Source organism: Bradyrhizobium genosp. P, assembly GCF_049949265.1.
In the GTDB taxonomy this organism is placed as follows: domain Bacteria; phylum Pseudomonadota; class Alphaproteobacteria; order Rhizobiales; family Xanthobacteraceae; genus Bradyrhizobium.
Window position 1 is genome coordinate 3,139,783 of the sequence record NZ_CP188195.1, and the last position, 13,256, is coordinate 3,153,038.

Sequence of the window (13,256 nt, forward strand, 5' to 3'; positions counted from 1 at the left end):
CCAGTAGATGGCCGTCTCAACCGACGGCTTCTTCAACGTTGCATATGGTTCGGCAGCCAAAGGATGATGTCCGGAAATGCCACGAAGATCGCGATCGCGATCAGGTGCGCGATGAAATGCGGGAACGTGCCGTGGAACACCTCGCCCACAGGCCGTCCTGCGTAACGCGCCACGATGAAGCAGTTCAGCCCGATCGGCGGGGTGATCATGCCGACCTCCGCGGTGACGATCTTGATGACGCCGAACCAGATCGGATCGAAGCCAAGCGACTTGATCAGCGGCAGCACGATCGGAACCGTCAGAACCAGGATCGCAATCTGATCCATGAACGAGCCCAGCACGATATAGCCGCACAGGATCAGCGCGATGATGATCCAGCGCGAGACGTCGAGGGCGCCGACCCAGCTCACGATGTTCTGTGTCACCTGGGTGAGCGTGAAGAAATAGCCGAAGATCTGGGCGCACATGATAATCAGCACAATCATGCAGGTGCCCTGCGCTGCGTGCCGCAATGTCACATAGAGCGACGTCAGGTTGATCTTGCGCTTCCAGCAGGCGAGGCAGAAGGCACCGAACGCGCCGAAGGCCGAGGCTTCCGTTGGCGTCGCGATCCCGAGATAGATGGTCCCGGTCACGATCGAGAACAGGACCACCATCGGGCTGACCTGCCAGAGCAGGCTGAAGCGCTCCGACCATGTCACCGCCGATATCATCGGTGCGCGTGAGGGATCCAGCCACACCAGGATATAGATCGTCGACATGATGATGACGGTGACGAAGATCGCGGGAATGATGCCGCTGATCAGGAGCTTTCCGATGTTCACTTCCGCGAGCAGGCCGAAGATGACGAGCGCCACCGAGGTCGGCAGCAGCATCGCGAGCGTGCCCGATATCGCGACGACGCCGGCGGCCATTCTCGGTTCGTAACCCTGGCGGATCATCGCGGGCAGGCTGGTCGAGGACAGCGTTGCGGCTGAAGCGGTGCTGGTGCCGCAGATCGAGCCGAAGCCGGCGCCGGCAAGCGCGGTTGCCATGCCGAGGCCGCCGGGAATTCGTCCGACCCAGGCCGCGGCCGTCTTGAACAGATCGTCGGCGACGCCGGACAACAGCACAAGATCGGCCATCAGAAGAAACATCGGGATCGTGATCAGCTCGTAGGAGCTGACGGCCGACAGCGGCGTCGTCTGCAGCACACCGAGCAGGATCGGCAGGCCGCCTGTCAGATAGAGGCCGAGCCCGCCGGAGAAGGCCATGGCGAACGCCACCGGCGTTCCGATCGCCAGCAGGAGGAACACCAGGCCAAGCACAAGGGCGGGGATCATTCGAAACCTCCGGCGGCCTTCTCCGCATGACCCGAGATCGCCGGCAGCGGCAGCAGATTCTCGCCCGTCAAGAGGCTCGCGGTATTGGCAATGAGATGAACGGCGAGCCGCAGCGCCAGAATTCCCGCTCCGATCGGGACCAAGGCCGCGGATGCCCAGGTCGGCCAGGGGATAGCGCCGGCCATCACGTCGCCGGAGACGTAATTGTCGAGCGCCCGCTGATAGCCGAGCCAGGTGATCGGGACGAAGATCGCAAGGCCGACGAGGTTGGAGATGATGATGCAGAGGCGCTGAATGAGGGCCGTGAAGCGCGGCAGCAGGATATCGACGCTGATATGTCCATTGACCGCGTATGTGCCGGACAGCGAGAGGAAGAAGACACCGGCCATGACGTAAAGCGAGATCAGGTCGTAGGCCCAGGAGAACGGCCGATTGAAGACGTAGCGCATCACCACGTCGGAGAAGACGATCATCATGATCGCAAACATGAATGCTGCGGCGACAGCCGAGGTCACCTTCTCGATGGCGCTCAAAGCCTTCAGGCTTGCCTTGATCACGTTGGGCTCCGTCACGTTACTTGGCCGGCACAGCAGCGGCGGCGGCGCTGAATTCCATCAGCGCGTCACTGCCATGCTTGCCCCGCGCATCGAGCCCATCGGCCCACGCTTTGCCGACGTCCTTCGTCAATTCCTTGAGCTTTGCGACCGCCTCGGGCTGCAAGGTCTCGAATTGGACGCCCGCGGCTTCCATCGATTTCATGGTCTCGCTGTCGGCCTTCTGAACTTCCTTGCAGGCGGACGGCAGGATATCGTCGGCCGCATCGACCATCGCTTTCTGAATTTCGGGAGACAGCTTCTTCCACGCGTTATCGCTGATCGAGTAGGCGACCACGAAGCTTGCGAAGCCGAAGCCGTCGGTGGAATATTTCACCAGCTTGTCGGCGCCGTAGGCGACCACGCTCTCGAGTGGAAACAACAGGCCGTCCATGGTGCCGCGTGACAGCGATTCATAGGCATCGGGCGCTGCCATGCGCACCGGCACGGCGCCGATCGCGCGCAAGGTGAGATCCTGCGCGCCACCGGTCGAGCGGAGCTTCAATCCATTGAGATCTGCGACATCCTTGATCGGGTGCTTCACGGTCAGGATCCGATAGGGCGGCAGGCTGACCGCGAGCAACAGGCGGATGCCGTTTGCGGTATAATCCTGCTCTGCGATTACGCCACTCCGGGCGGCCTTCCAGTAGGCCAGCGTGCCCTGGCAGGAGTGCTCGAACGCGCCCGGCAACATCGCAACTTCGGAGACCGGCATCTTGTCGGACACATAGGCGGGTGCGACATAGCCGATATCGGCTACACCGGTCTGCGTCAGCTTCAGCATGTCGGCAGCCTTGCCGAGCTGCTGTGCCGGATAGTGTTCGAAGGTCACCGCATTGTTGGTGCGCTTCTGGACCTGCTCCATCCAGGGTTCGAGCACGAGCTTGACGAGGTAGTGGCCCTTCGGAAAGGAGTCCGCCACGCGCAGCTTGATCGGCTCCGCTGCCGCCAGATTGACGGATGTGATGAGGAGGCCGTAACCGACCAGTGCCCGCCGAGCCGCGCCCATATTTCCTCTCCCGGAAATCTCTTGTTTCAATTAGCTGCGCATAAACGAATTTGCGCGTCAAGCTTGGCTCGGCTGAACATGGCTGACGCGACAACCCGGAGGCGCGCGGCGAAGGCGTGGGTCGCGAATTGACTCCGATCGGGGATCGGCGGCAAATGTCTCAAACCAATATGCCGAGAGGAAATCATCATGGCCGACGCGCTGATCATCGATACCTGCAGGACTCCACGAGGGATCGGCAAGGCCGGCAAGGGCGCGCTTTCGGGTATCCATCCACAGCAACTCGGCGCGACCGTGCTGCGAGCGCTGGCTGAGCGCACCGGCATCAACACCGCCGACGTCGACGACATCATCTGGGGCACCAGCTCGCAGCGTGGTCCGCAGAGCGGTGACCTCGGTCGGATGTCGGCGCTCGATGCCGGCTATGATGTGCGCGCCTCAGGCGTCACGCTCGATCGCTTCTGCGGTTCCGGCATCACCAGCGTCAACATGGCCGCCAATGCCATCATGGCGGGCTCCGAGGATCTCGTGATCGCCGGCGGCACGGAAATGATGTCGATGGAGGGCCGCCGCGGCGAAGGGCCGTTCATGATGGACGCCGGCAACCTTCGCTTGCGCGCGCGCCACCCGCAGTCGCATCAGGGCGTCTGCGCCGACGCGGTGGCGACGCTGGAGGGGATTAGCCGGCAGGACGTCGATGCGCTCGGCCTCGAAAGCCAGAAGCGCGCGGCGGCAGCGATCAAGGGCGGTCATTTTGACAAGAGCTTGGTTCCGGTCCATCGCGAGGACGGCACGCTGGCGCTCGACCGCGAGGAGTATCCGCGGCCGCAGACGACACTGGAAGGTCTCGCGGCGTTGAAGCCGGCATTCCCCGCCATTGCGGACTACGCGCTCGACGACAAGGGCACGACTTACCGCAAGCTGATCCTGGAGAAATATCCCGATCTCGACATCAATTTTGTCCACCACGCGGGAAATTCCTCGGGCGTGGTCGATGGCTCCGCTGCGATCCTGCTGGCGTCGCCGGACTACGCCCGCAAGCACGGTTTGAAGCCACGCGCTCGCGTGGTCGCAATGGCCAATATGGGCGACTCGCCGACTCTGATGCTGAACGCACCGGTGCCGGCCGCGCGCAAGGTGCTAGCCAAGGCCTGGCTCACGCTCGACGACATCGACCTGTTCGAGATCAATGAGGCGTTTGCGGTAGTCGCCGAGAAGTTCATCCGTGATCTCAAGCTCGACCGCGACAAGGTCAACGTCAATGGCGGCTCGATCGCGCTCGGTCATCCGATTGGTGCGACCGGCTCGATCCTGATTGGAACGATGCTGGACGAGCTGGAGCGGCGCGATCTGAAGCGCGGCCTGATCACGATGTGTGCCGCCGGCGGCATGGCGCCGGCCGTCATCATCGAGCGCGTCTGAGCCCGGTCAGACGGCGGGAAACTGCAGCTCGAAGGCAACGCCTCGGCTTGACGGCACGAGACGGATCGAGCCGCCGTGGGTCACCATGACGGCTTGCGCGATCGCAAGCCCCATTCCGGTGCCGCCGGCATCGCGGCGGGTGGTGAAGAAGGCGTCGAAGATCTTGTCGCGATTGGCGTCGGAGATCGGGTCGCCGTCGTTGCTCACCGTCAATCTGACGGTGGACAGTTCGCCGGCCGCTTCGATCTGGACGGACTTTGCGTTGTGACGGATGGCGTTGTCGGTCAGGTGCGCCAGTACGATCATGGCCTTCTCGCCGGACATGCCGATCGAGCGCTCGAGGCTGCCGCTGGCGGTGATTGTCCGCGTCGGAAAGCGGCTCTTCAGGCCTTCGATGATGGTAGAAAGCTGGGTCTGCTCATTCTGCGGGGCGCTTTCCGCTTGGGCCAGTTCGCGGAGCCGGCGGCTCATGGCGTCCAGCCGTTCGACGTCGCCGAGGATGTTCGAGATGAAGTTCTTTTGCTCGGTCCGGGTCAGCGTATCCGACTTGCTTTGAAGCGAATCCAGCAGCAGCTCGGCGGCGCCCTTGATCGATGTCAGCGGCGACTTCAATTCATGCGTCAGATGCGCGGAGAAGGTGGCGATGTAGTCGGAACGGCGCGACAGCTGGTGGGCCATGTCGAGGAAGCTGTCGGAGAGCTGGGCGAGTTCGCGTGTGCCGTAGTGCTGCAGCGGCTGAAACGCGTTGCGATCGCCGCGGCCGATCCGCACGGCGCGATCGACGAGTTCGCGCATCGGCCGGGTGACGGTGCGCGAGAAGACCAGCCCAATCGCGATCGTCGCCAGCACCACGGCCAATCCAGCGAGCAGGAACTTGCCGCGTTCCTGATAGAGATGTTCGAAGATGTTGCTTGGCGTGCGCGAGGTGTAGATCACGCCGGCGACGTGGTCATTGACGATGACGGTCGCCGAGAAAACATGCACCCCGACGCCGCGGCTGATCGAATAGATCGGCGGCGGAGGCTTGTCGGGCACTCGGATGCGTAGCGCTGCGCTATACTGGCCGCGCAGCGCGATCGCCACCTCCTCGATATGGGCGAGCGATTGCCCGACCTCCTGACGTCCCGCGATGACCACACCCTGCGGGTCGAGAATCCGGAAGCCTGCCAGCGTGACCTTCTGGGTCTCGCGAATGATCGGCGTCAACCGGGCGCCGATGTCGAGATAGGCCTGATCCGCCGGCTTGGCCGCGGGCAGGGCATCGGGTCGCCGGCGCAGCAAGTCGTTGCCGGCGAGATCGAGCGTAGGCCGGATCGGCGTGACCTGATCACCGGGATCTGGGAGTGCCTCCGGTGGAACCACCGCACCGAGCGGAATCCCCTTGTCCAATCGCGCTTTCACTTCGTCGGCGTAGATTGCGGCGAGCACGCGGCTTTGCGCGATCAACTCGGCCTGGGTCTGGTGGATGAGCTGGTTGTCGTAGAGGCGGAAGAAGAACAGCCCCAGCAATGGTAAAGTCGCGACCTAAGCGAGCACGGTGAAGATGACGAGAGTGAGCGACGGTCGCCACTTCTGGCGGGCGCGGAAGGACGTCATGCCTGTGGCTCGCACCGGCCGAGTTTGAAGCCGACGCCGTGAACGGTCTCGATGACGTTGTCGCAGTTCACGGCGGCAAGCTTGGCTCTGATGTTGCGGCCAGCGTGCGATCTCCGATGATCCCGCCAAGGTCAGCAGGATCGCGAGCGCCTATATCCACGGCCTCGAGGCGTCAGGCGTCGGCGCGACCGTGAAGCATTTTCCGGGACTGGGCCGCGTGCGCGCCGACACGCATCATTTCAGCGCTGATCTCGATATGCCGGTTGGTGAGCTGGAAGCGACCGACTGGCGTCCCTTCCGGGAGGTGCTGTCGACGACCGGCGCGAGGCTGATGGTCGGGCACGTCGCCGTGAGCGCGCTCGACCCGGGGCGCCCCGCGTCGCATTCGAAGGCCGTCATCGACGGGCTGATCCGGAAGACCTGGAACTATCAGGGCATCGTCATGACCGATGATTTGGTTATGGGGGCGATCTATCAGCACGACGTCTGCACCGCGGTCGTCGAGGCGCTCAACGCCGGCGTCGATCTCCTGCTGGTCGCCTATGATGGCGCGCAGTTCTACCGCCTCTTTGCCTGCGCCTCCGACGCAGCCAGTCGGAATGCCCTCGATACCGTGATGCTGCATGACAGTGAGACGCGGCTCAAGCGCGCGCTGATCGTCGACTAGATGGCAGGTCCCTTCAGATCTTCCACCAGGAAATCAACAAGCGCGCGTACCTTGTTGGACGGTCGAGGGCCACCGGGAAATACCGCATGCACGTCGATGGATGAGAGCGTATAGCCGCGCAATAGCGGAACCAGAAGGCCTGCCTTGATCTCCGGACCGGCCATCACCGTGGAGACCATCGCAATGCCGAGCCCGGCCATCACGCTGGCGAAGGCGCCGGGGCCGGAGTCCGTGTGAATGCGGCCGCGCACGTCGACCGAGACCTCGGTGCTATTGCGGCTGAACGACCAGCTCTCCCGACCAAAATCGCGGGGGCCGAAAATGCAGTCGTGTGCAGCGAGATCGGCCGGCGTTTTCGGCGTTCCACGTGCGGCAAGATAGGCAGGCGAGGCGACCAGCATCCGCTGCAGTGTCGCAAGCTTGCGCGCGCCGAAGATGGAGTCGTCGAGGTCGCCCATGCGAATCGCAACGTCGGTGCCCTCGGCCACGAGATCCTGCCTGTGGTCGGCAACCGACAGTTCGACTCGCACCAGAGGATGAATGGACATGAATTTCGCCAGTCGCGGAATGATTTCGCGCGTGCCGTAGACGGTCGGGATCGCGAGCCGGATCGTGCCGCGCAGTGAATCCAGGCCACGCGCTGCTTCCTCGGCATCCTCGATGTCGGCCAGGATCTCGCGTGCCCGCGCAAGGAACAGCGCACCCGCATCGGTCAGGGTGATGCGGCGGGTGGTGCGCAGCAACAGGATAACATCAAGCCGCGTTTCCAGCTCGCCGATGATGCGCGACACCGAGGGTTGCGACAGGCCGAGTTCGCGGGCAGCGCGCGAGAAGCTGCCGCCATCGGCTACCCGGACGAAAACTGACAATTCCTGCAGCCGGTCGCTCATTCGTATCTCGAATAAATGTTGTCAACATTTACCGTATACACCCTGTGCAGCAAATGAACCAGATTTCGCAGGCCAACCCAACCAACGGAGACTTCTCATGGCCCTGCAAGACCGTCTCGATGCCCTCAAGGCAGATTTTGAATCCGGCCGCTTTCCCCTGAAACCGACACGGGAAGCGCTCGACACCATGCACCGCGCCACCGCCGAATTGATTGCCCGCGGACAGGCCCAGCGCGCCCGCAAGGCCGGCGATCCCGCTCCGGAATTCACCCTGAGGGATCCCGACGGCAAACCGGTCTCCTCGCGCGAACTGCTCACCCGGGGACCGCTCGTCGTGTCGTTCTATCGGGGTGTTTGGTGCCCGTACTGTAATCTCGAGCTGCAGGCCCTGCAGGCGGCTCTGCCGGACATCGCCGCGCGCGGCGCCAGCCTAGTGGCGATCTCGCCACAGACTGCACCGAACAGCCGGAAGTCGCAGCGGGAGAACAAGCTCGACTTCCCAATTCTCATTGACGTCAGGAGCGAGGTTGCTGACGCCTTCGGCATCCGCTTCGCATTGCCCGACTATCTCGTCGAGCTCTACAAGAGCTTCAAGAATGACTTGCCCGTGTTCAACGATGACCCGTCCTGGGTGCTGCCGATGCCGGCGCGCTACGTGATCGGGACGGGCGGCACCATCGCCTATTCAGAGGTCAATCCGGATTACACTCAGCGTCCAGATCCGTCGGAACTGCTCCCGGTCCTGGATCAGCTGAAGGCTGCGAGGGCGGCTTGACTTGGTATTCGAGGCGGCGGCAGTGCTGCCGCCTCCCTTCACCCGTGGGAGCAGGTTCGGGTCGCCGCGGCGTGCCAGTCAGGACCCTGCTCCGACGGCTGATTTGTAGTCCTGGTGCTTCGACCACGAGACGTAATAGGCGACGCCGGTCATGGCCACGATGCCGGCGATGCTGACGACGATCTGCATCGCCAGCGAGTTCGGGCCGGTAATCAGCACGAAATGCGCGGCAAAAGAGAGGAAAACGCCGGAGCAGAACACAGCCAGCCACTCCTCGCCACACTTGATGATCGGCTGTAGCGCGTAGGATCGCAGACCCGCCCACCCCTGTGGGACCAACAGAGTGAACAGGAACGTCAGCGCCAGGAAATGCAGGATACGGTGAAGCTCGACGTCTTCCTTGTCGTTTGGCAGGAATGCGTCGGCAAGCGGGCCCGGGATCACATCAGCAAGTGCGGGGATATTGCTGCTCGAGACCATCACGAGTGCAAACAGCAGATACAGCAGCACCGCGGCGCGCAGCACCGGTATAGCCTGCAGGTTGCGGATCACGCGTTTGTACCGCTTTCCCATCAGCGCGAACCAGCCGCCCATCACGAACAGCAGCTGCCAGCAGAAGGGATTGAAGTACCAGCGCCCATCTGGATACGACGTCAGATTCCAGTCGAGCACGCGCGCGGCGACATAAAGCGCCACCGATGCGGCGAGCGTCACATTCGGCACGCGCAGCAGCCCAAGCAGAATGACCGGCAGGAGCGCCATCAAGGCAATGAAGAGCTGCAGGACGTCGAGATTGAGCGGCTTGGCCTGCAGGAACAGGCCATAGATTAGTGTCCGGAGCGGGTGGTCGATAAACCCGGTGATGTTGAACTCGCTGAATATCTCAGGCGCTGCGGTTCGGGTGGCGACATAGCTGATCAGGTCGACGTAGATCACAAACAGCACAATATAGGCCGCATAGAGCTGCCACACGCGCTTGAAGATGCGGGTTGCAGCGACCAGGAACCCGCGTTCCAGTGTCATCCTGGCGTAGATCAGCGTCGCCGCATAGCCGCCGACGAACACGAACAGGTCGGTCGCGCCGCTAAAGCCGAAATTGCGCATCGTCAGTGCACTGACCGCGTCGTGCGGGATGTGGTCCAGGAACAGAAACCAGTTCGCAATGCCAAGCAGCAGTGCAATTCTGAGATCGCTACCGCGTGCTGCGATCTCGGCGTGTGTTGTCGGATTCATTTGCAGGCAAGCGTTTGTGAAAGCAAGAGTCTGTGAAAGCAGGGGTTTGTCGGCCCGAGAAACGAATCGGTAATCTAGTGCGAACTTCCGCTCAGTCCGAATGGACTTTGCAAGTCGTATCTAGTCTGCTTCCAATTCAGTTGTAATGGCCGATGTACCGGGAGGATCACGTTTTCGAAATCACCACGTGATCGACCCCGCCTTCAGACAGGCTCGTGTTTGCGCAAATCCCGGGCGTGATCGAGGGCGGCGGCCTGCAGATCGGCGCCGGTCAAGCCGAGTTCGGGCAGGGAAGCCTCGGCGAGGATGTCGCCGGTGATGTCCTCGACCGATGACTCCGCAATCTCGTGGATGAAGCTGATATTTGTATATTCCCCCGAAGCGACCCGCGCGACGACCTCGCGCCGCGTCATTTCGGGATCGACGATCGCCTCACGGCCGCGGCGTCCGTAGTCGATCATCACGACGAAATACTGCATGTTCGAAGGTTCGATGCCTTGACTGCCACCGGCCGCAGTATTTCCGATAATCGGAAATATGTCAAGCTAAACTTGCCGCACCCGGGAAGCCGGGCTCGCCGGACGCGAGCCTTTCGGTTTCGCTCCGCCGACCTCGGCCCGGCCGTCCTGGAAGGAACGGCTACTTTTCGGCAGGCCGTGCCCGGGTCGTCTTGCGGCTCTTTGACGCCGTCTTGCCGCGCAGCCGTTGGATCTGGCCGCGGGGCAAGGTGACGCAGATTTCGCCGATCCATTCGAGCTTCACGCCGTTGATGGGCTTGGCGTTGAAGCTCGTGAGATTGACGAGGCCCGTAGAACTGCCGCGCCCGATTGTCTTGAGATAGCGCTCGCCGCTCTTCAGCCGTACCGCGGCTTCTTCTCCGTAAAAGCTCGACAGCGGATAGCGCTGCTCGCGATAGACCACGACGACGTCGCCATTCTCGTATTTCGGAAGCATGGAATCGCCGGAGACCTCGAAGGCGATAGTCTCTTCCACGATAGGAAATGGCAGCTCGACCTCGCCAAGGCCCTCGGGGGGCACCTGCTCGAGCTCCGGCTCGATCAAGGCACCGGCGCCGACCCGGCCCATGATCGGCACCGAGTTCAGCTCGAGATATTCCATGATAGGCGCGATCTCCGAGGCCTTGATCAGCCGGATTCCCGAAAGTATCTCGGATACCGCCCCGGCCCGAACGCCCATCGCGCGCGCCAGCCCGCCCTTGGACTTGCCCGTCTTTTCCAGTCCCCGCTCAATCAAGGTCACATCCAGCACGACTCATCCTCCTTAGGCCTGAACATGTCATACCCGTTCCGATAATCGGAAATCAAGCCTGACTTTTTCTTCGGAATATCGGAAGTTAATCGAGGCGCCGGCGGAATGACAACGACGGGAACTTGGAATGGAAGCGATGAACTGGCTGCCGGAGCATTCGGCAGCGCTGCGGGACCTTCGCGTCCGCGGCATGTCTTATTCGGAGATTGCTGACTCAATCAACGCGAGATTCAACACAGCCTACACGCGAAACGCGGCACTTAGCCGGGGTCAGCGCATGGGCCTGGGAGGCCTCGAGCGACTTGAACCGTCCTTGCCGGGACATCTCGACCGACCCGTGCCGGCCTTGCCCGGGCGGTCAAATGTCGATCACGCGCACGAGCTTCGCGCCGAGTCGAGGGCCGATGTGCTTCGCTGGCCGAAAATCTTCTCGGAAAAGGTAGACCTGCCCCGGCTCCGCTGCGTCGAGATCGCGCCACGCCATCTTTCATTGATCGAACTCGAACACGAAGACTGCCGGTATCCATACGGCGGTGACAGCGAGGATGAACCGATCACCTTCTGCGGTCATCGGCGCCGGCCGGATTCGAGCTACTGCACGCCGCACTTTCACCTGAGCCGCGATCCCCAGGGGTCAGCGGCTCCGTTGCTGAGCGCCGACTGGCTTCGCGTCGTCGGGGCGGACTGAGACAGCTCATCTCCTGACCATTGGAGTTCGGTCCGCGATCTCAATCGCGCGGATGCTTTGTCCGCGCGCCCTTCCATCAGGCATCAAGGAGATATCAATGCCGAAAGCCAGACGCCGAAGACCGTATGATCCTGCCGGGCCGCACGACCGCCGCTCCCAGGATCTGCCGTATAACGCCGAGGTGGCGACCGTCGAGGTCGACGATCCTCTCGGGTTGGAGGCGGGCGAGAAAATCGTCGCGCTGCGCTCGATTCGAAACGATCCGCTCGGCCGGTTGCACGCCCACCGCCAGATCGACGAGGCGCAGTATCGGGGCGGCCGTGCCTTTCAGGGCGATTCGGAAAGGGCCGAGCGTGGTCCCCGTGCGGTGGACACCACACGTGATTACGTGGATGGAGGCCAGCGGCGTGAGCCGGTTACGGAGGGACAACGTCAGGCAGCCCTGAGGTTGAATCGCGCGGAGCATGAGCTTGGCGCCGACGGCTCGATGCTCGTGCACGAGGTCCTGATCCTCGGCATGACCATGGAGCAGATTGGACAAAGGCGCGGACTGCATACGCAGCGTTGGCAGGACTATTTCGCACGGCGGCTAAAGGAATGCCTGGACCGACTGGCGCTTCTGTATGGATTTGCCACGCAGCATCCGGTTCCATTGAAGGACCATCAGCGCTGAGAATGAAGCCATGAGTTCACTTGCATTCGCCGCACCGTCATTTGAGTTCGGTGCGGCGAACTCCTTCTGGAGATTGGTTCAAGTCGTAGTGAGGTCTGCCTGCGAGTCGGTGTCGAGCGACGTCCCGAAAATCGAGCGCCAACGTTCGCCGCGTTGCTGTGTGACTCTGTGGCGTACCTCACACTTCTCTTCGCATCCTGTATGTCATTGGCGCTCCGTCTGACAGGATCGTGCCCAAGACGGTCGACAGCGGTGCGGAGTTTCATATAACCTGCCGCTCGTGCTGAAGATCCCGTCTTCAGTGGATCACAGAGTGATGGCCCGCAAATCGTTTCAAGCAACACGGGGCGCACTTCATTCCCCGTTGGTCGAATGGAGGATCTGCTGTGCGAACTGATCGATCAATTCACCCAAGGAGAACTGACTGATGAAGCACACTGGAAACTGCTTTTGCGGCGCCGTCGAACTGCAGGTCACGGGTGATCCGGAGGCCATGGGCTACTGCCATTGCCGCTCGTGCCGTTCCTGGTCCGGCGGTCCCGTAAATGCGTTCAGCCTTTGGAAGCCCGAAGCGGTTGAGGTTACCAAGGGCGCGCAGCACGTCGCGACATTCGAGAAGACAGCGATGAGCCAGCGCAAATATTGCGCCAAATGCGGCGGTCATCTGATGACCAGCCATCCGACGCTCGGGCTTGTTGACGTCTTCACGGCAACGATACCGACGCTCACCTTCACGCCCGGCGTCCACGTCAATTATGCCGATACGGTGTTGCCGATACGCGACGGTCTGCCGAAGCTGAAGGATTTTCCGGCTGAGTTCGGCGGCTCCGGCGAGATGATGGCCGAGTAGCGCCACGATTCTCCACCTGCGAGGATCGCGTGGCGGAGGGGGCGTCACCACGCGATGATGTCGTTCTTCGCCGTCCAATGTCCGAGCAAACAGGATATTCGACCGGTTTCCTTGCAACTGCACGGGTGACTGTGCCGGATCCCATTGATCCGCTGGCAGAGGGATCCGTGCGGCCGGCGACAGCCATGTCAGGCGGAAGTCCCGCTCTGCAAAATCCGGATTTGGTTTTGGCGACGGGCATCCGCTAAAAGGCGATTGCGCCGCCCAAA

At 62.2% G+C, this 13,256-nt stretch carries 12 protein-coding genes and 3 pseudogenes; 6 read left to right on the plus strand and 9 right to left on the minus strand.

The genetic code is table 11. The features are described 5' to 3' along the window. Positions 1-32: 32 nt before the first annotated feature. Genes ACP2YO_RS15085 through dctP form a run of 3 tightly spaced genes read right to left on the minus strand, consistent with a single transcriptional unit; the run spans position 33 to position 2,924 of the window. The gene (locus ACP2YO_RS15085; protein WP_426441542.1) at positions 33-1,322 is read right to left on the minus strand and encodes a TRAP transporter large permease; all 1,290 of its coding nucleotides are present in this window, start codon (positions 1,320-1,322) and stop codon (positions 33-35) included. After that, the gene (locus ACP2YO_RS15090) at positions 1,319-1,879 is read right to left on the minus strand and encodes a TRAP transporter small permease (protein WP_426441543.1); all 561 of its coding nucleotides are present in this window, start codon (positions 1,877-1,879) and stop codon (positions 1,319-1,321) included. The genes ACP2YO_RS15085 and ACP2YO_RS15090 overlap by 4 nt, the downstream gene beginning before the upstream one ends. A gap of 16 nt (positions 1,880-1,895) precedes the next feature. Next, the gene (gene dctP / locus ACP2YO_RS15095; RefSeq protein ID WP_426441544.1) at positions 1,896-2,924 is read right to left on the minus strand and encodes a TRAP transporter substrate-binding protein DctP; all 1,029 of its coding nucleotides are present in this window, start codon (positions 2,922-2,924) and stop codon (positions 1,896-1,898) included. A gap of 189 nt (positions 2,925-3,113) precedes the next feature. Between dctP and ACP2YO_RS15100 the strand changes: the two genes are divergently transcribed. Continuing rightward, entirely contained in the window at positions 3,114-4,346 is a 1,233-nt protein-coding gene (locus ACP2YO_RS15100) for an acetyl-CoA C-acetyltransferase (RefSeq protein WP_426441545.1), read from the plus strand. Between the two features lie 6 nt (positions 4,347-4,352). Here ACP2YO_RS15100 and ACP2YO_RS15105 read toward each other — a convergent pair. Further along, positions 4,353-5,942, minus strand: a pseudogene (locus ACP2YO_RS15105) (ATP-binding protein). Then, positions 5,939-6,040, minus strand: a pseudogene (locus ACP2YO_RS15110) (two-component system response regulator CreB); the annotation flags it as partial. The pseudogenes ACP2YO_RS15110 and ACP2YO_RS15105, both read right to left, overlap by 4 nt. On the opposite strand from ACP2YO_RS15110, the pseudogene ACP2YO_RS15115 reads away from it, so the two are divergent. Beyond that, positions 6,040-6,609 (plus strand): annotated as a pseudogene (locus ACP2YO_RS15115) (glycoside hydrolase family 3 N-terminal domain-containing protein); the annotation flags it as partial. The pseudogenes ACP2YO_RS15110 and ACP2YO_RS15115 overlap by 1 nt on opposite strands. On the opposite strand, the gene ACP2YO_RS15120 reads toward ACP2YO_RS15115, so the two are convergent. Beyond that, the gene (locus tag ACP2YO_RS15120; RefSeq protein ID WP_426441546.1) at positions 6,606-7,499 is read right to left on the minus strand and encodes a LysR substrate-binding domain-containing protein; all 894 of its coding nucleotides are present in this window, start codon (positions 7,497-7,499) and stop codon (positions 6,606-6,608) included. The pseudogene ACP2YO_RS15115 and the gene ACP2YO_RS15120 sit on opposite strands and share 4 nt — an antisense overlap. A gap of 97 nt (positions 7,500-7,596) precedes the next feature. Between ACP2YO_RS15120 and ACP2YO_RS15125 the strand changes: the two genes are divergently transcribed. Beyond that, a complete protein-coding gene (locus tag ACP2YO_RS15125) occupies positions 7,597-8,274 on the plus strand; it encodes a peroxiredoxin-like family protein (protein ID WP_426441547.1) in 678 nt (225 codons plus the stop codon). A 78-nt stretch (positions 8,275-8,352) separates the two neighbouring features. On the opposite strand, the gene ACP2YO_RS15130 is transcribed toward ACP2YO_RS15125, so the two are convergent. From ACP2YO_RS15130 to ACP2YO_RS15140, 3 genes are all read right to left on the minus strand, one after another. Then, positions 8,353-9,507 carry an OpgC domain-containing protein gene (locus tag ACP2YO_RS15130; protein ID WP_426441548.1) on the minus strand — a complete coding sequence of 385 codons (1,155 nt, stop codon included), beginning with the start codon at positions 9,505-9,507 and terminating at the stop codon, positions 8,353-8,355. 203 nt (positions 9,508-9,710) lie between these two features. After that, entirely contained in the window at positions 9,711-9,986 is a 276-nt protein-coding gene (locus ACP2YO_RS15135; protein ID WP_426441549.1) for a hypothetical protein, read from the minus strand. A gap of 160 nt (positions 9,987-10,146) precedes the next feature. Next, positions 10,147-10,776: a S24 family peptidase gene (locus ACP2YO_RS15140; RefSeq protein WP_426441550.1), complete on the minus strand. Its 630-nt coding sequence runs from the start codon at positions 10,774-10,776 to the stop codon at positions 10,147-10,149. A gap of 127 nt (positions 10,777-10,903) precedes the next feature. Here ACP2YO_RS15140 and ACP2YO_RS15145 point away from each other — a divergent pair, with 127 nt between their 5' ends. The 3 genes from ACP2YO_RS15145 to ACP2YO_RS15155 all read left to right on the plus strand — a co-directional run bounded on the left by ACP2YO_RS15145 (position 10,904) and on the right by ACP2YO_RS15155 (position 12,987). Beyond that, entirely contained in the window at positions 10,904-11,464 is a 561-nt protein-coding gene (locus ACP2YO_RS15145; RefSeq protein ID WP_426441551.1) for a GcrA family cell cycle regulator, read from the plus strand. 97 nt (positions 11,465-11,561) lie between these two features. After that, a complete protein-coding gene (locus ACP2YO_RS15150) occupies positions 11,562-12,137 on the plus strand; it encodes a hypothetical protein (protein ID WP_426441552.1) in 576 nt (191 codons plus the stop codon). Between the two features lie 427 nt (positions 12,138-12,564). Continuing rightward, a complete protein-coding gene (locus tag ACP2YO_RS15155) occupies positions 12,565-12,987 on the plus strand; it encodes a GFA family protein (RefSeq protein WP_426441553.1) in 423 nt (140 codons plus the stop codon). Positions 12,988-13,256: the final 269 nt, after the last annotated feature.

What these genes read in the sequence shown, in the direction of transcription:
- ACP2YO_RS15085 (WP_426441542.1), bottom strand. Translation starts at nt 1,322, where the DNA reads ATGATCCCCGCCCTTGTGCTTGGCCTGGTGTTCCTCCTGCTGGCGATC.
- dctP (WP_426441544.1), bottom strand. Translation starts at nt 2,924, where the DNA reads ATGGGCGCGGCTCGGCGGGCACTGGTCGGTTACGGCCTCCTCATCACA.
- ACP2YO_RS15100 (WP_426441545.1), top strand. Translation starts at nt 3,114, where the DNA reads ATGGCCGACGCGCTGATCATCGATACCTGCAGGACTCCACGAGGGATC.
- ACP2YO_RS15120 (WP_426441546.1), bottom strand. Translation starts at nt 7,499, where the DNA reads ATGAGCGACCGGCTGCAGGAATTGTCAGTTTTCGTCCGGGTAGCCGAT.
- ACP2YO_RS15125 (WP_426441547.1), top strand. Translation starts at nt 7,597, where the DNA reads ATGGCCCTGCAAGACCGTCTCGATGCCCTCAAGGCAGATTTTGAATCC.
- ACP2YO_RS15130 (WP_426441548.1), bottom strand. Translation starts at nt 9,507, where the DNA reads ATGAATCCGACAACACACGCCGAGATCGCAGCACGCGGTAGCGATCTC.
- ACP2YO_RS15135 (WP_426441549.1), bottom strand. Translation starts at nt 9,986, where the DNA reads ATGCAGTATTTCGTCGTGATGATCGACTACGGACGCCGCGGCCGTGAG.
- ACP2YO_RS15145 (WP_426441551.1), top strand. Translation starts at nt 10,904, where the DNA reads ATGGAAGCGATGAACTGGCTGCCGGAGCATTCGGCAGCGCTGCGGGAC.
- ACP2YO_RS15150 (WP_426441552.1), top strand. Translation starts at nt 11,562, where the DNA reads ATGCCGAAAGCCAGACGCCGAAGACCGTATGATCCTGCCGGGCCGCAC.
- ACP2YO_RS15155 (WP_426441553.1), top strand. Translation starts at nt 12,565, where the DNA reads ATGAAGCACACTGGAAACTGCTTTTGCGGCGCCGTCGAACTGCAGGTC.